Source organism: Sediminitomix flava, assembly GCF_003149185.1.
Classification (GTDB): domain Bacteria; phylum Bacteroidota; class Bacteroidia; order Cytophagales; family Flammeovirgaceae; genus Sediminitomix; species Sediminitomix flava.
Genome location: NZ_QGDO01000003.1, coordinates 41,550 through 66,780, shown reverse-complemented (window position 1 = coordinate 66,780; position 25,231 = coordinate 41,550). Strand labels below are relative to the sequence as shown.

Genomic DNA, 25,231 nt, shown 5'->3' with positions numbered 1-25,231 from the left:
GCTCTATTCTAAAGTTCTCTCTTGGTTATAATCAGTAATAATCATTTGGAATTCCTTTCAATGTAAAATTCACACTTATCATGATTATTGGCGAAGTAATGCGTCTCAAATATGTCTCTACAAGTGTCATTTTAAATACAAAAACCCTCCATAAACCTTAATTATGGAGGGTTTCATCAAATACGGATACATACATCACTAAATGGACTTGTTATTTTTGCTTTGCAAATTGACTTGGTGTTTGTCCAAAATGTTCCTTAAAAAGTTTACTAAAATGCGTTCGACTTTTAAAACCTGTCTTCACCACAACATCCGCTACTGTGTACTTTCCATCACTTAAATATTCTGATGCTTTTTTCAACTTAAATGACCTAATAATTTCTTGAGGAGTACTGTTGGTAATGGACTTTACTTTTCTGAAAAATTGACTCCTACTCATAAATAATTCCTTCGCAAATTCTTCCAAATCGATATCTTCATTGCTAAGGTTTTCTTCCAAGAGCTTATAAAGTCGTTCTAAGAAAATGTGATCTGTTTCGCTTTGTTGTTTTTTATCTAAGGGAATAGGATAAGCTACTTGAAAACGCTCCCTTAGTTTCTGACGATTGTTCAGTACATTTTGAATACTTGCAATCAAATGCTTCATCTCAAATGGTTTTGAGATATAAGTATCTGCCCCAACTTCCAGTCCTTCTATTCGTTCGTCTGTAGAAGTTCTAGAGGTCAGCAATACAACTGGAATGTGACTGGTTTTGATATCGGATTTCACAAGCTTACAAAGCTCCAAACCGTTCATTTTAGGCATAAGGATATCACTTAAGATTAAATCTGGCCACTCCTTCTCCAATGCCTCCATACATTCTTTTCCATTTGTAAAAGGCACGATTTTAAAGTAACCTTCAAGGATATTACCCACAAAGTTTCGTAAATCGATATTATCTTCTACATAATAGATTGTGAGGTTTTTATGCGCTTCATTTTTGATCAAATTTGTCAGATCAATCGCATCTTTCTTCACAATTCGCTGACGCTCTTCATGATTTTCAGCTTTTAAAATTTCTTCAAGCTTTTGCGCACTCAAAGTATCTGTTTTATTGACACTGATCGGTAAGAATATTTCAAACTTGGTTCCTTTTCCCAATTCACTATCCACATGAATTTGCCCATAGTGCATTTCCACAAGCATTTTTGTAAGTTCTAAACCAATACCCGTACCGCCATAGCTTTCTTCTGAGTTTGATTGGTAGAATCGCTCAAATAAATGTTCGAGATCTTCTTCTGGAATACCCGCACCTGTGTCTTCTACACTGAAATACAAGCCATCTGTTTTAGCTGTATATCTGATGGTAATGCTATCTTCTGCATGGGTAAACTTAAAAGCATTATTGAGCAGATTATTGAATACCACTTCCAACTTCTGCTCGTCAGCCATCACAAAAAGTTGATTCCCATCGCCTATTAGTCGTAATTCCTTTCCAGTATCTTGTGCTAGTTTTTCAAAATCTCTTTTGATATCAAAGATAAAATCAGTGAAATCAAATGAGGCTATATGAAGCTTCAGTATATTTTCATCCGCCTTCCTAATGTCATGGACTTGCTCTACCAGCTGGAACATTTTTTTGGCTTGCCTTTGTATCAGATCAATATGTTGAAAAGCATCTTTATTGGTTTCAAACATCTTCCTTAGCACAGAGATAGGCCCTGTAATAAGCGTAAGCGGTGTTCTGAATTCATGAGATATATTCATGAATAGCTTCAAGCGAGCAGCATCTAATTCCGCTAAACGTGTTTTCTCTAAATGCTCTAATTGTAATTTATGTTGTAGCCCTTTCGTATGAAGAATCACTCGCATAATGACCATCAAGACGATAACCGCTAAAAGGAAATAGATCACTTTAGCAGTCGGGCTAAGCCAATAAGCAGGTTTTACCACAATATCCAATGCCCTTACCTCAGACCACTCATTTCTTGAATTGGAATTAGCTACTTGAAGGGTATATTCTCCGGGGGGTAATAAGCTAAAGTTTATAATTTTATTTTTTGAAGAAGTCACAAACCAATTTTCATCTTCAGGTAAAAGTCTATATCTGATCTGATGATTCTCAGTATTCGAGTAATGAAGCGAAATAACTTCAACTGAAATACTGCTTTCATTGTAGGCTAACTCAATTTTAGGACTTTGATTTAGGGGCTTTTGAAGGATAACATGCTCATGGGCCTTCGCTCCCACTTTCACGATCTTATTATGAATTTTCAGATCTCCAAAAAGTAAAGATGGAATTGGACTTTCTGTCGGAATTGAATTGGGATGGAAATAGCAAATGCCATTATTTCCTCCAAATACCATCATTCCGTTTGCTAACTTCGTAGATGTCACTTCAAAACTTGCAGGGATTAAACCATCATCTGTCGTATAATTTCTAAAGACTTCAGTTTCAGGATTAAATTCATTGATTCCTTTATTCGTAGCGATCCAAAGATGTCCTTTTTCATCAAATTGAAAACTCATCACATCGTTATCATCCAATCCATTTGATTCCGTGTAAGTCTTGCAAAAAACCTTTCCATGCTCTTGCTCCAACTTACTGATTCCCCCTTCCAAACTTCCAAACCAAAGAATGCCATTTTCAGCTCTTTGAATGCTTGTGATTGATAATCCTTGTTTCGTTTCCCCATCCCCTAGATCAAGCCTAATACTTTGATTTTCATCAGCTAGCGAAGAATGATAGTTTAATTTGTAAAGACCTTTCGACTTTGTACCAATCCAAAGACAATCCTCTAATGGATCGGGGTAAATCACTTGAACGACTAAACTATTCGTATAAGGTTCTTCACCTAATTTATCTATAATTTCAACAGATGAAATATTTCGATTTTGGTCTAACTGAAAACGATACAAGGCATTTAAACCTGCCACCCAGATATTTCCAGCACGATCTTCAGCAAAATAGCGAACGGCCTCTCTTTCCAAAAAAGGATACTTTTCAGACCTAATTTGCACCCACTCTTTACCGATAGACTTCTTTCTAAAAATCCCTAATCGTCTACTTCCGCCCCAAATATCTCCATTGGAATCTTTTAGTACTTTTGAAATATTCTGATTATTGATAGCAGGAGATTTAATCTCTTGAATCTGCTTTGTGACCGTATTAAAAACCTTGAGGTCATTGGCATTGAGTGTCACCAATATACTTTCCTTATCGAGCGTCAGTAAACTTAGTACCTGACTCGATTCATTGATTCCTTTAGATTTTAAATCTGAGTTGAGAAAAGGTCTTTTTTTAGATCTAAATTTAAATAACCCTTGGTTGTAGCTACCTACCCAACCACCTTCTTTATCCAAGACGATATCACTGAGTCGTGTAAACTCATTCGAAAAAGTGTATTTTATGAACTCCTCATCAATGTTTATGAGCGAATCAGTACATTGAACTTCAGCAAGTACATTGTTATTCTTCAGTAGCCATAAATTACCCTCTTCAGAAATTTGGAGTTTTGAGAAAAATTCTCCCATCAATGCTTCTTGTACAAAAGAAAAAGTAAGTCCGTCCTCGTTTGTATGAACACGGAAAACCTTCAAAGATTCAAAGCCTAAGGCATAAATAAATTGTTGGCCATCATAGGCAACATCTAAACAATAATCTAACGCTGTGGGTAAAACCCTTTCAAATTTCTCTGTATCAAGTTGGAGTGAAAACAAACCTAAATTGCTCGCGAGCAAGACATGATTTTCATCGAGTTTTGAAGCTCGAAATGACTGAAAACTAGTACTTGAATTGAAAGGAGGCAAAATCTTTTTATAAAAAGTATAGTCCTCTTTCTTAAAAAGAAAAAGCCCATTCAAGTTGGTATTACAAATAATAAACTTCTCTGTTTCTAGAATCTCATTTACAAATGGACCTTGATGAGCATTTGATTGATCATGGGGAGAATAAATAACTTTAAAAGACTGCTTTTCATAATTGTACAAAGACACACCCTGTTCTGTACCAATAATGATATTCTGATTTTCATCTTGATACAAGGATTGAATACGATTGCTCACTAATCCACTATCGGTAGAAGTATAGAATGTCTTAAATTCATAGCCATCATAGAGATTCAGCCCCTTAAAAGTCCCTGCCCAAACAAGCCCCAAATGATCCTCTAACAAAGACGTGATGCCAAAATGAGACAAGCCATGTTCTGATGTCAAATGCTTTGAAATATCAATTTCTGTCTCTTGTTTTTGAGCTTCAACATTCAGTATCAAGCCAAAAAATAATACGATAGAAAAAGTGATGTGTCTGATCATTCGCTCTAGTGATGTCATTGTATGATGAAAAATATGCTGTTAGTCGATATCGTAGTTTCTTTGGGTAAATATATCACTTTTCAAATACATCATACCAAATTCTAGCGACTAGATACCTTTTTCAGTACCCACATTTACCAAATAAAAAAACTACCCTAAACCTAAGGTAGCTTTTCATACATCTGTATTTCTAATCCTGTTAACCAACTAATAAACCTCTCTTCAACTGTTTCTTTATACTTATAAAATGCTCTTCTAATCCCTCTAAATCATCTAATAAATCCTTTTTAAAGAGAGAACCTCCCATACCAACTCCCAAAGCTCCTACTTCCAAAAACTCCGAGATATTTTCTTTTGTCACACCGCCTGTAGGCAAAAGTTTAATCTGATCTAAAGGCGCCAATACATCTTTGATATAACCTACTCCAAGTGCTGTCGATGGAAAAACTTTCACTGCAGAAGCGCCCAATTGCCATGCTTTATAAATTTCGGTTGGACTAAATGCTCCTGGAAAAATCGGGATATTCAATTCTTTACAAGGAGTAAACAATTCTTCTGCAATAATCGGAGTCACTATAAACTGCGCACCAGCAGCCAAAGCAAGCTGTAAATCATCAAGCGTGCAAACTGTACCCGCTCCTATATTTAAGCTCGGAAATTCTTGTCTCAAAGTAGCTATAAGTTCAGCTGCCCCTTCCGTATTCATCGTGATTTCTACGGTAAAAAAACCTGATTCTTGATAAAGGGGTAGTATTTTTCTGATCTGTGCTAAACTCAACCCTCTGATAATTCCAACCACAGGTGTTTGCTCAAACAATTCCCATGAAAATCCTTGATTAGACATATGTTGATAAGATTTTTTTCTGTCCTGCTAATAATGCTTTCTCCAAAACCTCTTCATCATAAAAGTATAACTTCTGAGTAGGTTTTAGTGATGCTAATGCTTTCTGATAAAGTTGTGAGAGTACACCCGATGCGGCTATATGCACATCCAACTCACTTCTTTTCAAATACCCTAATTCACTCCCTATCAGTAAGCCACTTAGAAAGTAGAAATTCGATTCCTTACTTCTATTCCCAAATAAACTTGAAGCCCTTATGCTAAATAGAGCTTCTGTTAGTTCTCCTTCTGCACCTCGTTGTACTCCATCCAAAAAACACTGAGCATAAGTTTCTGAAAATGCTGATTTCTGAATTGAGCCATTAAGAATACTTTGATTTGAAATAATCTCGAACAACTCTCCTGTCATGAACGTCTTGAAGTCTTTGAATACCCCACCTGCATAATGAATATGCTTACTATGTGTTCCGGGTAAAAGAAGTACTCCTTCAGAAGACTTTAGTCGTTCTGCTAAACCCAAAGCCTGAATTTCTTCCCCTCTCATCACACTTTCTTCCGTTTTTGTACCCGAAATCAAGAGCAATTCATACTTTTCATCTAGTTGCTCAAAGCTGCTATTCAAGCTTCTTCCTTCAGCAGACATCGGCATTTTGGCATATTCCAGTTCTTGCATACCGATAGATGAACTGAGCATTCCAGATGCAATGACCGTATTTACCTCTGCGTGTTCTACAAACTTCAATTGCTCAGCTAAATACTTACCGAAATAGGCTTTCTGACTTAAATTTGTCTCACTTTCTACAAAATCTTGATAGACCTTTTTTACTCCTTTATCGGTACTGTGTTCTTGAAGGACTTCCAACGACTCCGTATCTACTAGGCGTAATCTAAAATTGGAAGTTCCCCAATCACAACTGATAAATTGTTTAGGAAGACTTTTCATAAGACTAAAGTTGTTGAGTTACTCTTTTCTTAATCAAGTAATCATCCAAGGCATACACCGAACAGTCAACACTGATACCACTATTTTTCACACCTCCATGCGGTAAATAGATATCGAATTTGAAACCATTCAAATGTACTTCACCAAACTCGAAGGCTTCCATCAAACGTTGAAGCTTTTCTTCATCTTGAGCATAAACATAAGAAGCCAAACCTGCATCGGTACTGTTGGCATACGCAATCACTTCTTCTTCAGATTTGAACGGAACAATAATCGCAATTGGCCCAAAAACCTCTCTCTGAAGTACCGCAGCAGCTGGATTTTTAAGTACAATGACAGTCGGTTCAAAATAATAACCTGCACCTTCTATTGGAGAACCTCCGTACAACAATTCTCCACCTTCAGCAATTGCCTGATCTACAATAGATTTTACTTTCTCCACTGACTGACGATTGGTCATTGGCCCCATTGTCGGAGCATTTTCTTTTCCAAAGCCAATCTTAACCGCTTTTGCCTTTGCAACAAACTGACTTGTAAAATCTTCAATGACTTCTTCGTGAATAAAATATCGATTAGGTGAAACACAGATTTGACCAGTATTTCCAAACTTTAAGGCACTTCCATCTGCTACTGCTTTCGGAATATCGGCATCATCAAAGACTACAAAAGGAGCATTGCCTCCACACTCCATGCTGTATCGTTTGATCGATGTTTTGCTACTTTGTGCAATTAGTTTTTGAGCTGTTTCCGTAGAACCAATCATCGTGACTAGCTTCGTGATTTTACTCTCACAAAGAGGAATCCCTACATTTTCAACATCTCCACAAATGATATTGATGACGCCTTTCGGAAAATTAATTTGCTCACAAATCTCACCAATGATATAAGCGGATAAGGGAGAAAATTCTGAAGGTTTCAAAATGATACTACAACCTGCAGCTAAAGCAGGGCCTAGTTTAAAACCTAAGTTCAACAAGGGAAAATTATAGGCTAAAAATGCCACAACAACTCCTACTGGCTGTTGAACAATCGTATGCTTATGACTTCCTTCTTTGTCTGGAATATCAATCGGGTGAATATCTTGTATGGCTTCCGCATAAAACTGAAGTGAGTTGGTAATACTGGTCAAGTCTTCTTCTGTTCCTTCCCAAGTTTTACCCATCTCATACATGATACTCTCTCGAAGTAAAGTTGCATTTTCGAGCAGTTTGATTCTTAATTTTGAAATCCACTCCAATCGTTCTGAAAGAGAAAGTGAAGACCAATATTGAAAACCAACTTCTGCGGCATCCAATGCATTGAGTGTATCGGCTTTTGTAGCCCAACTGATACTCCCTACTACGGTTTCATCGGCAGGACAGATCACATCAAAACTTCCGTTGTCTGATGCTGGAACTAAGTCACCACCTATATATAAATTCTTATGACCAAACTTCAAGCTTTGATCCTGATTTGTTGTTTGTGCTGTTGTCTGCATATTCTTCTAGGATTTCAAGGTTTACATCTACTCCAAGCCCAGGAGCGGTAGGTACTTTAATTTCGCCTTCTATGAGTTCAATCTTACTGCTCGTTAACTTATCACGTAGCGGATTTTCAGTTCGGTCAAGTTCTATCATTGGCACTTCTCCGTACATTCGTCCAGGATTGCTATCAAGATTTCCTACAAAATGAACTGCCGCACTGATTGCTATCCATGTACCCCATGAGTGCGGTACAATATCTTTATGATAGGCCTGTGCCAATACAGCCACTCTTTTCGCTTCCGTAAGTCCGCCCATTGCACAAATATCTGGCTGAGCGATATCTACACATTCGTTTTCAAAAAGACGTTTGAAGCCATGTTTTAAATACTCACACTCTCCCCCTGCCACAGGAATACTTGACTGTTTTCTCAAACGGCTATAACCTTCATAATCTTCTGGAGAAACAGGCTCTTCAAACCATCCGATGTTGTAGGCTTCACATCTTCTACTCAACTCCAAAGCTTCTCTATAAGAATAAGCATGATTGGAATCGATCATCAATTTCATATCTGGACCTATTGCATCTCTGATCAATCGGATATATTCCAAATCTTGCTCAATCCCTAAGCCGACCTTCATTTTTGTAGCTCTGAAACCCTGTTCTTTGTACATCAGCGCTTCTTTCTGTAATTCTTCCCCAAGGTTTTCTGTCCTTGTAAAGTAGAGTCCTGTCGCATAAGGATGAATTACAGGGTTTTTCACACCTCCAAGAAGTACAGATACAGGTAAGTTCAACAGCTTTCCTTTCACATCCCAAAGAGCCACATCAATGGCACTTATCGCCGCTGTAAACGAGCCACTTCGCGCATAATCCAGAGACCTTCTGTACATTTCTTGCCAAATGGTCTCTGTTTCTAAAGCTGATTTCCCAAGTACAAAGGGTTTAAAGAAGTTCACTCCAGCACGAATCACATCGGCAGGACCATAGCCTTCTCCCCATCCGTATGTACCATCTTCCAAGATTACCTTCACCAAGCAGATTTTACGCGTACTATATTCCCATTGAGAAAAATAGAAAGGCGTATCAAGCTCTTGTGTGACTACATAAGGTATTATATCTACAACTTTCATTTTCCTTAATAATTTGAATAACCCAACACGCAAGTAGCCACAATAAGGATCACTAGCCCTTGAAGTAAAATTTGGAAAGGTCTTTTGGCATTGCTCCATTCGCCTGATCGGTATGCCCAAATATTACTAATGATTAAGGCTAGTCCTAAAAGCATTGGCCACCCAACTACAGGACCTAAATCACCCATCAGTGCTGCTCCACGACCATAAACACCTAGTGCTGCAAACCAAAACAGTCCTGAAACAATCGCCCAAACAAAGGACTTTTGAGCTCCGACCGTTTTAAATGCACTCCAAGAATTATTAACGCTAAGCTTGTACAGTGCAAAACCTCCATTCATGATAAATGCACCAAAAAGTACCACGACCCAAGCTACTAAACTTGCATCTTTCGGATCAATATTAAATTGGCTTGTTGCCATTTGTGCTACGGGTGCCGCATTCGAAAAGCCTACATTAAGAAAAGCTGATAATACTCCCGAAGTAATCGCAATCATTACGCCTACTTTTATAGATTTAGAAGCCGAATCTTCTTTTGAATCAGTTTGTAAACGATCTCTTTTTACACCTGCCACTGCCGTAATCACCACTCCTACAAGGAGTAAAACGATACCTAATGCAATGTATTTGAAAGAAGGATCACTGAAAGCACCTTCAATTTGGAATAATGGAATAATAGAACCCATTGATGCGGCCAAGCCCATTACAATTCCATAAGTAATCGAGATTCCTGTGTATTCTACACTGACCCCAAAAAGAATTCCTCCGATACCCCACAAAAACCCGAAGAGCATTGCAAGCATAAGTGCTGAAAGGTCAGTTGCAAAAATAATGGTAAGAAAATCAGGTACCGCAAACATAGCCCAACCAACAGGAAAAACAACCATGGCAATAAAAGCATGAATAAGCCACCAAGCCTCCCATTTTACTGGAGATATATGCTTCATTCCAAGTCCAAATGAACCTTGGAAAAAACTGGCAAATAAGATAAGTGTTAATGCTAAAAACATAACGCTAAAAATTTAGAATGTGAAAGAATACGAGCCGAAAAAGACTGACTCAAAAAGAAGCATAACCACCCGATAAAAGAAGTCAAATTCTATCCACTATTCTCTCTTTTACGGGTGGTAGTTGCCAACAACCTATCGTTAGATAATTTCAACTAACGATGTACACACAACACTAATTTTCTTTCTTATAATTTCTTCTCTCCTAACTGTCCCCAAACAATTGGCATAAAAACAGTCATTTCACTATCTCCTCTATTACTCCATGAGAAGTAAGGAACAAAAGTTGTCGTATAACTTTCAAAATCTGGCTTAGAAACTGTACTATACATTTTAGTGTCTTTAGAATCCTTACGCAAAAGGATATCACCAGAAATCGTAGTTACTCCACCCAAGAAGTCTGCTTTATATTCAGCATTCAACTCAGACTCTCCTGACAAATAAAGATTTACAATACTTGTATTTTCAGGTAGGTCTGGAGATTCAACACAATAAACTACAGGACCTCTTTTGATGGCTACTTGATTACGAACCTCTTCAATTCTTGAATGCCCTTCTACCAATGTGATATCCATTGGGAAATCAATGGTCACAACATCACCCTTTTTCCATTTACGCTCAATACGTGCAAAAGAACCACTTTCAATTGCTACTTCTGCATCTACACCATTCACTTTGATACTTGCCGTTTCTGCCCACTCTGGAATACGAAGAAGCAATTCGAATGGTGCTTTTTTACAGGCTTCCATCGTAATATTGATTGCACCATCCCAAGGATAAGCTGTTTCTTGTTTTAGTTTAATCTTTGAGCCATCCAATAATTTTGTTTCCAATTGGTTACCTCCGTACAAGTTTACAGATAGCCCATTTTCTGACAAGCTATACGCCCAAGCAGATACTTTTGCAATTGTTCTTACAAGGTTCGGAGGACAACAGAAACACTCTAAATATGGTGCTCTGTGCGGCAATTCTGTATTATGTTTTGAGTAATCTCTAGAACCATCAATCATTCTTAAAGGATTGGAATAGAAATAATCTTTCCCCTCCAAACTAATTCCTGAAAGTGCTGAATTATAAAGTACCAACTCCATCACATCTGCATATTTCGATTTTCCATGTAGCCCTAACATTCGGTAGTTGAACATAGAATTACAGATATTCGCACAAGTTTCATTATATGCCGTCATATTCGGCATCATATAAGCATCTATAAATCCTTCTTGTATCGCATCTTTATTGGTAGATGCCCCATAATGTGCTTGCCCTACCGCTCCTGTCACGTACATTTTCTTTTCTGCTACATCAGACCATAGTCTATCTAGCGCATCAATCAATGCTTTCTCTCCTGTTTCGGCATAAACATCGGCAGCACCTGCATAATAGTATAATGCTAAAACGGCATGACCTACTGCTTCTTCAGATTCTCTAAATGGCGTACGCTCTTGAACCATATCCCCAATAGGATAACCTTCAGTTGTAGAATTATGCTCTACTTTTGATTTTCCTCTATTATTGATAAAAATTTCCGCCAATTCTAGGTATCGCTTATCGCCTACTGTTCTGTAAAGTTCTACCAATCCCATAATTTGAGTTTGGTTAAAACCAAAACGAGAATAATACTTGGTTTGAGGGCTAAAAACAGAATAAAGGTAATCTGCGTGTTTTACTGCAACATCTAAGAAATTACGTTTTCCTGTTACTCGATAATGGATACAAGCCGAAGTCAGTAAATGCCCCGAATTGTACATCTCATGGAATTTACGATTCTCATAGCGATCTACATTCGATCTTAGTTGCGTTTGCGTCTGTAAATACCCATCTTTTTCTTGTGCTTGAGCGATAATAGAAATATACTCATCTACCTGCTCAACCAACTTCTCATCTCCGTTTTGTGCATAGACATACATACAAGCTTCCAACCATTTATAAAAATCGCCATCATGCCAGTGCATTCCTTTATGCGTCCCTTCTTTTAGGCCTGCTGCAATTTTGAAGTTATTTAAAGCATGACCTACATCTCCACAAAGCAATTCGCCCATATATGGAACCATCGACTTCTCAGCGACTTTAAATTTGTCTGCCCAAAAACCTTCTGTCCATTTACAATCTCCTATATTGATACTTTTCAGTTTTACATATTCACTATTGCTGTGATTGAGAATCCCCTTTTCTTGTCCCCAGGATAAGTGGGCAAGAAAAGATGCTAAAATTACCAGTATTACTTTTTTCATTGCCATCGATTTATCTATTAACTCTCTATCTGAACCAGCGCATAAGCTCACTTTTTCAGATCTATTGAACTCTAGAATTACATTGGCAAATTCAGAAAATAAGTATGAAAGGAATTCTTCATTATATTCTAATACATGCACTAGATTATCTTATGCATTATTTACGTACCAAAATTACCTTGATGAATCTCTTTACTTACAGATAAAAAAAGTCTTCAGCCTCGAAAACCTATTTGAATTCTCGAAGCTGAAGACTCTTGTATCTTATAATGAACCTTTAGCTATTCCATTTATTAACTATATCTAAAGACTTTTATCCGTAAATTTTAAATACCACTGAAAGCTCTCTTGAATGATATCGTACTTTTTGTTGTGGATAAAATTAAGGAAAGCCTCTGCCACAGGAGACAGTTTCTTATTTTTAAGCCAAATCAATCGCCAATTTGTAACCATCGGTAAGCCTTCTGTTGGGATAATCTCTAACTCTTTATTTGATAGTTCATTCTTAATCCCTATCAGAGGTAGAATAGACTGTCCTAAACCTGCAATAATTGCTTGTTTCACCGCTTCATTGGAGGTCAACATCATTTTTCTGCGTTTAGACTCTCCCTTAAAGTACTCGTCCATCGCTTTACGAGTCGCAGAACCATCTTCACGATAAATTAAACGTTGCCCTTGTTCATGATGTAAAGGACTTCCGACCAGATATAATTTATTTTCTAGTAAAATCTCTTCATTGATATCCATTTTGTTTGGCACAACAGATACAAGCGCAAAATCGATCTCATTTTTTTGAAGGCTCTGCACTACGGTTGACTTATTAGAAACATCCAAGACCAAATCTACGCCAGGGTAATCTTCTAAGAAACCACTCATGAAATAAGGAATCACATATTTTCCTGTTGACGCACAAGAAATACGTAACTTCCCCGCCAGAAGATCACTATATTCCTTACTTTTATATCTGATATCATCTGCCTGTTCAATAATTTTTTCGGCAATTTCAGCTATCGAGTTTCCAAAGTCTGTCACATAGAGCTTTTTCCCCATTACTTCAGTAAGAGGAATGTCAAACTGCATCTGAAAATTCTTCAGTTGGATAGATAAAGCAGGCTGAGTCATGTGCATTTTCTCTGCTGCTTTTGTAATACTTCGCTCTTTTACGACTTCTAAAAAGATTTGAAGCTGATGAAAGGTAAAATTCATAAAAACATTTTATGTACCATATTTAAATCATAAATGTAAATAAATAGTCCAATCATCGGAAATTTTTTCACTTGTTAAAACAAACGTGAATTTTACACACTTCTAGCATTGTACATTCCACAAATCACCTATTAAGAATATCCAATCTTAAAATAATTATTGTTACTCCTTGATTAAAGGTAATTTACAAACATTTACAATCGAGGATACTCTCACAAAATCCTCTAATTTTTATACACTTCTATCTCCTTTTTATTCCTTTAATAATTTGTATTTCGGTATACTATTTAGTTAAGATTTTGTTTAAACTTTTTTCTGTAAGCGTAATCAAGCGCCAAAATTCATTTAAATATTATTATACAATACATCAAAAACATAAATATTTATAAATGAAATAATTCAACCATATTTGCAGTGTCATCAACAGAATGATAATTAACTAAAATCAAACTATGTTGATCTCATTTACTCAGACTCAATTAAAAAGAATGAAAGGCATTATTCACATCCTTTCAAAACTAAAACAGCTCATCTTCGGATGGTTTTTATTGGGGATTTTCTGCTTCATAAGTCTGTATTATGATTCGCCATATTACAGAGAGGTTTTAACTGCAAATGGGATTTTTTTGATGCTTCTTTTTATGAAAAGTATCAAAGACATTGATCATAAATCATCTCATAAAATATGAGGTATCAGAATTATTCAACTTTTAATCTTTAATCAAACTATGAAAATGCAAATTGAAATTGCTGACAAACAACTTATTCAAGATAACCTACAAGCAGAAGATGCAAAAGAAGTCATACTTTCAATGATTGATGGTCCTATTAAGTATTACAACAGTCAATTTTTAAAACATTGGGAAAAAGACCACTCTATTAGCCGTGAAACTTATGACCAAAAGGTTGCTGTACTTAAAGAAAAGAAAAAAGAAATCTATGAAATGCTAGAACAAGCTTCAAAAGAGGGTTTTGAAGTTAGTGTTTCAGTTAATCTGGTTCAAAAAGAAGAGGTATATTAATAAACTATCGGACAATTTAAAGAAGGTGAAAATCAACAATCGTCGTTATCTGGGATACTTAAACATAATCTAACTCACGATACGTATTGTTGATTTTAGGTAGTCTAGTTATTGGATACTTAGAAGTGGTCATAAGAATGCCACTTTACTTCGCTATCATAAAACTTTTTTAATTGAATAATGATATTAAATGTCAGGCGACTGCAATATATTTGCTATAATTCCAAAATCTAACTATTCATGCATTAAACTTTAGGTGCTCAATATACTATGGATACCAGTCAATTTACACCAATTTGTGGTCGCTTGGCCTCATCAATATCCTTTGATTTTAATCGAAATAAACTCAAAGGATATTATATAAACGAAAGATTATATCATAATGAGGTAGGTACTTTCGTTGCCAACCTCACCGAACATGCCCAAAAAATCGGTTTAACACTCATCCGTCAGCATATCCCAAAACCTGCTTTCAATGAGTTTGTAAGAAATGCAAAATACCCTGTACTGAGTTTTTGTCAGTACAATGAAGATACTACACCCGTCATTTTCCATAAAGATAAGGGTGGACAGCTACAGGCATATATCTACAAAAACAATGAAGAAATTGAAGTAGATTATCCTGAAGAATTACTTTCGATGGTACAAACTAACGAGCAGAATGAAGTACAATATATCGTACCAGTTCCGCTTAATTCTTTGGTAAGTGATGAAGAAGGAGCTTCAGAGAAAAAGAATGGCCCAGTTCAAAGACTAATCAGTCTTCTAGTTTCTGAGAAGAAAACGATCGTTTACATTTACTTCTATGCCATTATTATTTCAATTATCAGTCTGATCCTTCCCGTAGGTGTTCAAGCCGTAATTGAGATGGTAGCTGGTGGAGTTGTTTTTGACTCTATTGCCCTACTTATTGCTATTATCATTATAGCCACACTGGTCACAGGTGGGCTTCAGATCATGCAGATTTCATTGGTGGAGATTATCCAACGGAGGTTATTTGTAAAAGCAGCTTTGGAATACACCTATCGTCTTCCAAAAATGCGATTGGAAGCCATTCTTGGAGAACACGCACCAGAACTCATGAACCGTTTCTTCGATATTCTCAATATTCAAAAGAGTTTACCGAAGATTTTAATTGATCTCTCTGCGGCTATCCTTCAAATATTATTCGGATTGGTACTCCTTTCTTTCTACCATCCGTTCTTTATCGTATTTGGTACAGTGCTTATTTCAGTTTTGGTTATGTTATTCTATTTGACAGGACCAAAAGGACTGAAAGCCAGTTTGATTGAATCGAAATACAAATACAAGGTAGTTCACTGGTTGGAAGAAATCGCAAGAACGCTTTATTCATTCAAAATGGCAGGTAGCTCAAATTTATCGATTGATAAAACGGACTACTACACCAACAACTACCTCAAATACAGAAAGAAACTTTTCAATGTATTGATTAACCAATACTCATACATTGTCATCTTTAAAACAGTGGTCACAGGTGGTTTGCTCACTATGGGTACTTGGTTGGTGATCAACAGAGAAATCAACTTAGGACAGTTTGTAGCCTCTGAAATTGTAATCGTATTGGTAATTGGAGCAGTAGAAAAATTGATTTTGAATATCGATGTAGTATTCCAATCACTTACTGCTGTTGAAAAAATTGGTTACGTAACTGACATTCCGCTAGAAAGAAAAGATGGAATTCAAATTCATAACAACCAAAAAGGACTTAACATTAAGCTTAAAGCACTTTCTTATGTATACCCAAATACAGGAAAGAAAGTCTTACATGATATCAACCTCGAATTGAAAGAAAAAGAAAGCATCTGTATTACAGGTTTTAATAATTCGGGTAAATCAACGCTTATCAATATCATCTCTGGTTTACTGGATGATTTTGAGGGAATGGTAGCTTTCAATGACATTTCTATCCGAGATATTAACCTCAATAGTCTAAGAGATAATATTGCTAGAAATGTATCTGAAAATGAGCTTTTCGATGGAAGTATTCTTGAAAATGTTACGATGGGACGTCCGCAAGTAAAATTGGAAGATGTACTCTGGGCATTGAAAAGTGTAGGTTTGATGGACTTCGTAAACATGCAAAAAGATGGACTTCAAACACAAATCACTTCGGGAGGAAAAAGCTATTCTAAAAGTACAGCTACAAAGCTAATTTTAGCTAGGTGTATCGCTGAAAGACCAGGTCTTTTGATTCTGAATAAATCGCTTACGCAAATCAATCGATCTGAGCGACTTAAACTCATTAGTTTCTTAACGGATAAAAATAATCCTTGGACACTGCTTTGTATGTCCAACGATCCGCTCATGCTCTCTGTCTGTGATCGTATCCTTTTGATGGATGACGGTCAAGTAATTAAAGATGATACTTACGAGAACTTGATTAATGATGTACAGTTCAAAGAGAGTATTCTATCATCTGAAATCAATAATGATAACTAAGAGCTGAAACACTAAGAAAATGCTAAAAATATCTTCACCCAAACATAAAACTGATTACTCTATCTATGAAGAACGTCTCAACACCGTTGAGGCGCTTCATAGTCCTGATAAAGCAAGAGCCCTTGCAAGATGGCTCTTAGGAATTTTCATTTGTTTCTTTGCATTATTGTTTTTCCCATGGCAACAAAACATCCGTGCTAAGGGAGAACTTACGGCTTTAAACCCTTCTGACCGCCCTCAAAAGATTCCATCGCCTATTGATGGTCAAATCAAAGAATGGTTAGTCGCTGAAGGACAATTGGTAGATTCTGGAGAAGTTTTGATTCGTATTTCTGAAATCAAAGAAAAGTATGTTGACCCTGACTTATTGGTCAGACTTCAAGAGCAAATAGATGCGAAAGAAGAAGTAATCAAAGCAAAACGTCTAAAGGTAAAAGCATACGAGAAACAACTCAAAGCATTGAGAAACGGCCTTGAGTTTAAAACTTCTCAAAACAATAATAAGATAGCCCAATATCAACTAAAAGTTAGCAGTGACAGTATCGAATGGCGTGCAGCACAAGTAGACCTTAAAAACTACGAACGCCAATACTTAGCGAATCAGGCGCTATATGATAGTGGTCTAATTCCTTTGGTCAAACTAGAGTCGGCACGTAGTAAATTCCAAGGTGGAAAAGCCAAAGAATTATCAAAGCTGAATAAGTACGAAATGACAAAGGCTGAACTTCAGAATACCTTGATTAGTACAAACAGTATTCAAGCCGATGCTTTTAGTAAATTGGCAAAGACCGAATCTGAACTAAATGCTACTTTAGGAGAAATTGCGGAATCAGTAGGAGAATTGGCAAGCTACCGCAACAAGTATTCGAATATTGAGATTCGTACAGGTATGCGTACCATCAGAGCACCACAAGAAGGCTATGTGGTCAAAGCACTTTCGAGTGGTATTGGTGAAAACGTCAAAACAGGACAAGGCCTACTCACCCTAATGCCTAAGAATCCTCAACTTGCCGTAGCGATCGATGTAAAAGCAATGGATGTTCCTTTACTTTCAAAAGGGAGACATGCCAGACTTCAATTTGACGGTTGGCCTGCTATTCAATTTTCGGGTTGGCCTAGCGTAGCAGTAGGTACTTTTGGCGGTAAAGTTGAAGTCATTGATTATGTCAGTAACAAGAAAGGAAAATACCGAGTATTGATTACTCCTGACTTTCAAATGCCTAAAGACGATCCATGGCCAGAACAACTTCGTATGGGCTCTGGAGTTTATGGCTGGGTACTTCTAGATCAAGTACCAATTTGGTACGAGCTTTGGCGTCAGATCAATGGTTTCCCTCCAAGTCTGAAAGACAAAGACGGAGGAGAAGAAGTAAAGGCTAAAATGAAGTCCTAAAAACTGAATTACTAAAAGTAAATGAGACGATATCCACTACTTTTTCTCGTGATTTGGCTCCTTATCGGGAGTCCTCATCCATCGGAGGCACAGGCTACTCAGGAGACAGTTTTCACATTGGAAAATATGTACCAGCTCGTTTTGCAAAATCATCCTATTGCAAAACAGGCTAATTTACTATCGGAAAATGCACAGATGAATATACGTATGGCTAGGGGTTATTTTGACCCCAAAGCCATTTCTAATTTCAATGGTAAAGAATTCAAAGACAAAAATTACTACCAACTTTGGGATAGTCATTTGAAAGTCCCTCTTTGGATTGGGCAATTGAAGGTAGGTTATGAAAGAAATACAGGAATTAACCTCAACCCACAGTCTGATACCAATTCAGGTAAAGGACTTGCCTATGTTGGCGTTGAAATCCCGATTTTGAAAGGCCTGCTGTTCGATGAAAGAAGAGCGGCTCTTCGTAAGGCACAAGCCATGCAATCTGAGGCTGAAGCTAAACAGGTAAGTTTGATCAACAAACTTATTCTTCAGATTGCGAAAGACTACTGGAATTGGTTCTTTACGTATCACCAATTTCAATTGGCTGATGAAGGTTATAAACTTGCTAACTTTAGGTATAAAGCTGTTGTAGACCAAATGCGATTGGGTGCTTTGGCTGCATTAGATACTGTAGAAGCAAAAATCACGATTCAGCAAAGAGAGATTAATCTCAAAAATGCAAAACTAGCTTTTGAGAATGCGGGACTTATACTATCTAACCATCTTTGGGATGAAAGTGGAAACGCAGTTGTATTGGGAGAAACTCTAATTCCAATTTCAGACATTAATCAAAACCTCCAAATCGAGCCATTTGAAGATATCATAAAGCTCGCCAATCAGCATCCTGATTTGAGGGTATTGAATGCCAAATACCAACAGCTAGATATTGAGCGAAAACTGAATGCTGAAATGCTCAAACCAGAGCTAACCTTCAATTATAACTTTCTCGACCAATCTGCCTTTTCAGATAATAGTTTGAGCGATCTGATGATTGACAACAGCTTTACACAGAACTACAAAGCAGGAGTTTCCTTCTCTGTACCTTTATTCTTGAGAAAAGAAAGAGGAAAACTAGGGATGACGAAAGTCAAACTAGAAAAGGTACGTTTGGAACAACAAAACCTCCAACAGCAAATTGTAACCAAAGTAGGTGCGATGTACAATACCATGAACAACTTCAAAGAAGTCTTAGTCATGCAAGAGTCTATGGTAAACAACTATGAGCAACTACTATCTGGAGAACTCCAAAAGTTTAATGCAGGGGAATCTTCGGTATTCTATGTCAATGTGCGTGAAGGTAAACTTCTTGAAGCCCAAAGCAAACTGTTTAAAATAAGAGCTGAACTCGCTAAGTCAGTAGCAGAACTTAAATGGGCAGCAGGACTTGGCATCACTTTATAATGAAAAGGAACTTCTAAGTTATTTGTTTATATAGTCAACGTACCAAACGGCAATTGTTTGAGTCCACCTAACTAACGCCTTCAATGAGATTTTTCTCTTGAAGGCTTTTTTTATTTCTAAAGCAAAAACCTAAATCAATCAGCGCTTCAGCAAAAGCTTTCTTTTTTATACCGAAATGACTCCTTTTTATACAAATCAGCCTCCTCCAAAGCCCGTACTTTTGTAAGCGAATCATAACGAAATAAACTTACAATTATGAACTTCAAAAAAGTATACATCACTTTACTTCTTACATTATTTTCAATCTCACTGATTCATGCACAACAAAACGAACAGGATGAATTAGCTCAAAAATTACAAAATCCGCTTGCTAGCATTATTGCTTTGCCAATCCAACAAAACATTGGACTTAATAAACCCGGACATGAAGGTGCTTCATATACAATGTCCTTTCAGCCTATCATTGGTACCGAATTCGAGAAGTTTAATCTCGTACACAGAGCAGTTTGGGGAATGTCACATTTACCTTCTTCTACAGAAGGAAGAGGGTCACAATTCGGTGTCACAGACTTAAACTATTCCTTTTTCTTCTCGCCAAAGAAAAAACTAGGAAATTTAGCATGGGGTATAGGTCCATCTATTGATATTCCTACGGCTTCTCATTCAGCAATGGGGACAGAAAAATGGAGTGCAGGTGCTTCAGCTGTTTTCGTTTATCAGACAAAACGATGGACATTTGATATGATTTTTCGTCAGACAGCCTCTTTTGCTGGAAATAGCGATAGACATGACGTAAATGCTTTTGTGGGGCAAACACTTATTGCTTATGGTCTTGGAAAAGGATGGGTTGTGAACACATTCCCGACAATTACGGCAAACTGGAATGCTGAAAGTGGAGAAAAATGGACTGTACCAGTTGGTGGAGGAATCAATAAACTCGTGTTTTTAGGAGGAAAGTTACCCCTAAATTTAGGACTACAATACTACCATAATGTTGTAAAACCTAATCATGCTGCAAATGGAGAATTGAGATTCCAGACTACTTTTGTTTTTGCTAAATAAGCAGATTTTACACATTGTTACGTCCATTAATTAATCCAAACTTTTAGAATGTTCTCCTGATTTAGTAAGAATTCCCCAATTCTAAGATTACTAAATCTTGGAGAACTTTTTTCAACTGTCCTTTAAAATAGCTTCTTGCGTTTTCTCTCTTTCAGTGGAGCAATTCCATATTCTTTTCTGTACTGTTTTGCAAAATGAGAAGAGTCCGTAAACCCCAACATATCTGATATTTCAGTCATATTTAGATTAGTCAGGTTCACCATTCTTCTGGCTTCCTGTAAACGCTCTTTCATCACAAATTGATGAGGAGAACTCCCAAAGATACTGATAAATGAAGCTCGTAATTTCACATCATTGATACCGTATTTTCTACTTAAATCCTTGATTGTTGGAGGTACAGTAAGGTCGCGTAACAAATCATTTTTAATGGAAAACATAATCTCCTTATCTTCTTCAGAAATATTTGATACACTTAAACCTGTCTTCCGATTGTAGAATTTTACAAAAAAATGGCTTATCAATTCTATAATTTTAGCGAGTGTAAAACCATTTTTACCAGAAGCTGAAAGGTTTTGTAAAGCAAAAATATCTTTTAAGCATTGTTCCATTTCCAGATTCAATGATTCAAAAACAACCCAATGCCCTGAATCTGAAATGACAGACTGAAATAAATCCCAATTGCCTTTTGCTGTTTTTTTCATAAAATCACCTGAAATATAACAGGTCACTCCTTTTAAATTTTCTCCAGCATTAGCCCTTGTTTTTATAATCTGTCCCGAGTTAAATAAAGCAGCACCCATTGTATGCCCTGCGCCAACTATATTATCTCCATAATCGATTTCAGAATCTATAAAAAACTCAAGTATATAAAGGTTTTGCTCTTTCTGATGATCTTCAAATATATATTCTTGTTCTAATTTTATATCAAAAATCAATGTTTGTAGTAACTCCCCTAACTCTGAGTACAACCATAAATTGAATTCACCCAAATCCCCTTTTGCACAATAGTGATTCCAATCAACCTTTACATCTCCTATCTGATTGAGTAACCTCATTATCTGAAAATCAGAAATACGATCATCAAAACCATACCTTTTCATTCTATACTTTTTTACCGAAATCTTTCTTTTTTATACCGATACTTGTCGCCAAAACAGGCGTACTTTGTAGTCATATAATAAGAACAAAAAATACACAGAAGACCTTAATCACAGTACCTTAAAAGTAACTTAAGAACCTATTATTCCTTGCTATCAATCTTCAACATAGAGAAAATATATGTTTAACCTAAATGATATATATGATCAGAAAATAAAGATTTACTTGAAAACAAAATAGGGCTAGATTATAGTGAAGTGTGTAAAATATATCCTTAGCCCACTTTGTTTTCTTTTGTGATATTGTCTTGAATCAAGTATTCAAGCTTTAGTAAAAAGAGCTCAAATTACCTTTGAGCTCTTTTTAGTTTTATTCTTTGACAACTATTTTTTGTAAAAATTTCTTGATCGGAATTTTCACACAACTTTTACTGACTCATTCTTCGAATCTAAAACACTGCATCCATTACTTAATTTTATTTCTTAGCCCTTAAATCACTTCGCAAGTTCTAGGGTAGCTTAGTAAAAAAGGCAGTAAGCCTTAGATTGTCTTACTACCTTTTTACATGCTTTAATGGTTTAAATCTGTTTCGACTTCTTCACCACTTTATCAATGCTAAAAGCTTTGACATTTCCGGGAGGGATAATTTTAATGGATTGATGTTCTACATTTCCTTTTAAAGTTTTGATTCTAAAACGAACAGCTTTATCATATTCTGGTGGAATCGGAATCTTGATTGGAATGGTTAAGTTTTGAGGCACTTCATAAGAATTGATTTTTGCCCCTGCCATTGAAGTTTCAATAACAGAACCTTTCGCTGCGGATTTAAAACTCAATTCGGCATCCCAAGTATTTACATAGAAACCTGGATCAGAAAATACGATTTCATACTCAACCCATTCAGAATTATCTTCTTCTTTGATTGAGCTTACAATTATGCCATTATTATCATCGTATAAATGATCCCACTTTTTAATTCGATTCTCATCTTTGGCATCAAAGTAAGCACTCTTCTTCTCCCCTAATCTACTTACAGGAATATCCCCACCTGTTACAAATACTTTTTTAGATGCAGTAATATTTGTACTTGAATTACCTACTAAGATCTCAAATTTTCCTTCTTCTACTCTGTACTTGTTTTGTAGGGTATCGTAGAAAGCAAACGCTTCATAAGGCACCCTTATTTGTACCGACTTACTTTCTCCTGCCGGTATATGAACACGCTCAAAACCTTTAAGTACTTTTAGAGGTACTCTTTCAGTTGCCTTTGTGTCTCTGATGTAGACTTGTACTACTTCATCTCCATCTTTACTTCCAATATTACTTACTTTAGTTGTTACTTGGAGGTCATCCATAACATCTAGCTTCTTTTTAGTCAGTTCTAATTCATCAAACTGAAAGTCAGTATAGCTTAAGCCATAACCAAAAGGATATAATGGTTCTCCTTCAAAATACATATACGTGCGTCCACTTTGAATGGAATAATTATGAAAATCTGGAAGATCATCATCCGACTGATACCAAGTTGCATTGAGTTTTCCACCTGGATTCACATCTCCAAATAATACATTTGCCAATGCTGTTCCTTGCTCTTGTCCGTTTGGCCAAGCACATACAATTCCAGAAACATGTTCTTGTTCCCAAGAAATAGCCGTAGGGCCGCTTGGTACCAAAACCAAAATCACATTGTCATTTACAGCTTGTACTTCTTTGATCAATTGATGCTGATTACCCGGCAATTTCAATGATTTCCTATCGACATTTTCTGTAGATGTAGTTTCATCATTTCCGACTAAAAGCACTACATAATCCGATTTTTTAGCTAAAGCTACCGCTTCTGCAATTTTTGTTTTATCGTTCTCATCGGCATTTACAGCACAGCCTTCGGCATAACTCACCTTTGCATTTACATGATTCTTGATTCCGTCTAAAGGCGTGATTTTACTTTTAGGAAAGCCCGAATAAATTCCCATCCAACAACGGTCAGCAAAAGGACCAATTACGGCCAAGTTTTCGACATCCTTCGATAAAGGTAAAATATCATCATTTTTCAGTAATACAATACTCTGCTCTGCGGCCTTAAGAGCCAGTTTTTTATGCGCATCACATTCGAGTACTGAATTAGGAATTTGTGAATAAGGATTTAGGGAAGGATCATCAAAATCACCTGTCATAAAACGTAGTCTTAGCAATCTTTTTACAGATACATCTAATTCCTCTTCAGTCAGATGATTTTCTTCAATAGCCGTTTTCAAAGCAACGACCATAGGTGCAAACCTTTTTTTATTTCTAAAACATTCTTGATCGACACCTGCCTGAATAGCTAAAGCAGCAGCTTTGGCCTGTGTATCGGTATATTTCATATTTTTCTCTATACCTCCCACAGCAGCCCAGTCGGCTATCACATAACCCTCAAAGCCCCACTCCTCTCTCAACACACCATTCACCAACCAATCATGTGCCGAACAAGGTATACCATTCAAACCATTTAAGGCTGTCATAATTCCTGTCGCTTCCTCATCTACGATACATGTCTTGTAAGCTGGAAAATAATATTCGTACAGGTCTTTCTTATTGATATTAGAATGAATGAATTCACGTCCTTTATCGACATTATTAGCAATGTAATGTTTTACCGTCGTAACTGTCTTCATATACTTCGGGTCATTCCCTTGCATTCCTCTGATATACATTCTAGCCATTTCAGACATCAAGAATGGGTCTTCACTGTAGCATTCGCCATTTCGTCCCCAACGAGGGTCACGTGCCATATTTACCGTAGGTGAAAACATCATCACTTCTTTTTTCCCTTGATTTTTTAATGCTCTCGCTTCATTTGAAATTGCAGTAGCTACATCAAACATCAGATCAGGATTCCAAGTGCTACCCATGGCTATATTCTGAGGAAACTGTGTACAATTCCATCCTATGATACCGTGCAAGGCCTCTCCATACCACTCAAACCTAGGGATGCCTAAACGTTCGATAGCAGGAATAACCGACCCACAATAACTAATTTTCTCTTCTAAAGTCATCTCTGACAAGAGGTCATCTACTCTTTTCTCAAGAGGCATTTCCGGATTTCTCCAATCTTGAGCATATACCGTTGAACTACTCAAGAGTAGTATTAAAAAGTATATCAAATTTTTCTGTACCATGTTTCAAAAAATTATGTGTTGATTAAAACTTTTTGGAATGTACAGTTCAAGAAAAAGAATCAGAAAAATAAGCCATGGACAAAATAAGGACAACCCCACAACCCACTGAAAACAAATATGATAAACCACAAGTATGTAACTTCACTTGACCAGTGTCTTTAAATTGACAGAAAAAACGCCCCTCCTATTCCTTCAAAAAATTTCTTATCAAGAATCTAACATACTGACTTTCGAACAGCATTTTTTTACCGAAATCGCACTCTTTTTTCCCAAAGTCTTAGAGCAAAACCCACTTACTTTGTAATCAAATAAGGAGTACAATGTATGAGTCGTTTCAGCTACACTGTACCGAAGTCGTTTTATTAATTTAGTTTGTTAAGCCTAACCATAATACAACACTATTAAACACTAAACTTGATAGGTGGTAAGAAAGGGTACTTCTTTGGTCTTTCATTAGACTAAAGAAGCCCTTT

Annotated in this window: 15 protein-coding genes; 5 read left to right on the top strand and 10 right to left on the bottom strand. The window is 36.6% G+C overall.

Annotated elements, in window-relative coordinates; genetic code table 11:
• Positions 1 to 211: 211 nt before the first annotated feature.
• The 8 genes from BC781_RS12400 to BC781_RS12365 all read right to left on the bottom strand — a co-directional run bounded on the left by BC781_RS12400 (position 212) and on the right by BC781_RS12365 (position 13,116).
• Positions 212 to 4,312 (bottom strand): hybrid sensor histidine kinase/response regulator transcription factor, encoded by a 4,101-nt coding sequence (locus BC781_RS12400; protein ID WP_109618130.1) that lies wholly within the window; start codon positions 4,310 to 4,312, stop codon positions 212 to 214.
• Between the two features lie 181 nt (positions 4,313 to 4,493).
• Entirely contained in the window at positions 4,494 to 5,138 is a 645-nt protein-coding gene (locus BC781_RS12395; RefSeq protein WP_109618127.1) for a bifunctional 4-hydroxy-2-oxoglutarate aldolase/2-dehydro-3-deoxy-phosphogluconate aldolase, read from the bottom strand.
• Positions 5,131 to 6,078: a 2-dehydro-3-deoxygalactonokinase gene (locus BC781_RS12390; protein WP_109618125.1), complete on the bottom strand. Its 948-nt coding sequence runs from the start codon at positions 6,076 to 6,078 to the stop codon at positions 5,131 to 5,133. Before BC781_RS12390 ends, BC781_RS12395 begins: the two co-directional genes overlap by 8 nt.
• A gap of 4 nt (positions 6,079 to 6,082) precedes the next feature.
• On the bottom strand, positions 6,083 to 7,555 hold the full coding sequence (locus tag BC781_RS12385; RefSeq protein ID WP_109618123.1) for an aldehyde dehydrogenase family protein: 1,473 nt from the start codon (positions 7,553 to 7,555) through the stop codon (positions 6,083 to 6,085).
• Positions 7,500 to 8,672, bottom strand: coding sequence for a mandelate racemase/muconate lactonizing enzyme family protein (locus BC781_RS12380; RefSeq protein ID WP_109618121.1), 1,173 nt, complete (start codon positions 8,670 to 8,672; stop codon positions 7,500 to 7,502). Before BC781_RS12380 ends, BC781_RS12385 begins: the two co-directional genes overlap by 56 nt.
• A 5-nt stretch (positions 8,673 to 8,677) precedes the next feature.
• Positions 8,678 to 9,682, bottom strand: coding sequence for an L-rhamnose/proton symporter RhaT (locus tag BC781_RS12375; RefSeq protein WP_109618119.1), 1,005 nt, complete (start codon positions 9,680 to 9,682; stop codon positions 8,678 to 8,680).
• 185 nt (positions 9,683 to 9,867) lie between these two features.
• Entirely contained in the window at positions 9,868 to 11,910 is a 2,043-nt protein-coding gene (locus tag BC781_RS12370; protein ID WP_109619378.1) for a glycoside hydrolase family 127 protein, read from the bottom strand.
• Positions 11,911 to 12,213: 303 nt separating this feature from the next.
• The gene (locus BC781_RS12365) at positions 12,214 to 13,116 is read right to left on the bottom strand and encodes a LysR substrate-binding domain-containing protein (RefSeq protein ID WP_109618117.1); all 903 of its coding nucleotides are present in this window, start codon (positions 13,114 to 13,116) and stop codon (positions 12,214 to 12,216) included.
• A gap of 728 nt (positions 13,117 to 13,844) precedes the next feature.
• Between BC781_RS12365 and BC781_RS12355 the strand changes: the two genes are divergently transcribed.
• From BC781_RS12355 to BC781_RS12335, 5 genes are all read left to right on the top strand, one after another.
• Positions 13,845 to 14,138, top strand: coding sequence for a hypothetical protein (locus BC781_RS12355; RefSeq protein ID WP_109618112.1), 294 nt, complete (start codon positions 13,845 to 13,847; stop codon positions 14,136 to 14,138).
• Between the two features lie 270 nt (positions 14,139 to 14,408).
• Positions 14,409 to 16,598: a peptidase domain-containing ABC transporter gene (locus BC781_RS12350; RefSeq protein ID WP_109618110.1), complete on the top strand. Its 2,190-nt coding sequence runs from the start codon at positions 14,409 to 14,411 to the stop codon at positions 16,596 to 16,598.
• A gap of 19 nt (positions 16,599 to 16,617) precedes the next feature.
• Positions 16,618 to 17,991, top strand: a complete 1,374-nt coding sequence (locus BC781_RS12345; RefSeq protein ID WP_109618108.1) for an HlyD family secretion protein — start codon at positions 16,618 to 16,620, stop codon at positions 17,989 to 17,991.
• Between the two features lie 21 nt (positions 17,992 to 18,012).
• The gene (locus tag BC781_RS12340) at positions 18,013 to 19,440 is read left to right on the top strand and encodes a TolC family protein (RefSeq protein ID WP_109618107.1); all 1,428 of its coding nucleotides are present in this window, start codon (positions 18,013 to 18,015) and stop codon (positions 19,438 to 19,440) included.
• Between the two features lie 255 nt (positions 19,441 to 19,695).
• Complete coding sequence (locus BC781_RS12335; RefSeq protein WP_109618105.1) at positions 19,696 to 20,502, top strand: neuromedin U; 807 nt, start codon at positions 19,696 to 19,698, stop codon at positions 20,500 to 20,502.
• A gap of 122 nt (positions 20,503 to 20,624) precedes the next feature.
• On the opposite strand, the gene BC781_RS12330 is transcribed toward BC781_RS12335, so the two are convergent.
• Together BC781_RS12330 and BC781_RS12325 are read right to left on the bottom strand one after the other, a co-directional pair.
• Entirely contained in the window at positions 20,625 to 21,602 is a 978-nt protein-coding gene (locus tag BC781_RS12330; RefSeq protein WP_109618103.1) for a helix-turn-helix domain-containing protein, read from the bottom strand.
• A 576-nt stretch (positions 21,603 to 22,178) separates the two neighbouring features.
• Entirely contained in the window at positions 22,179 to 24,758 is a 2,580-nt protein-coding gene (locus BC781_RS12325) for a glycoside hydrolase family 3 C-terminal domain-containing protein (protein WP_109618101.1), read from the bottom strand.
• Positions 24,759 to 25,231 lie beyond the last annotated feature (473 nt).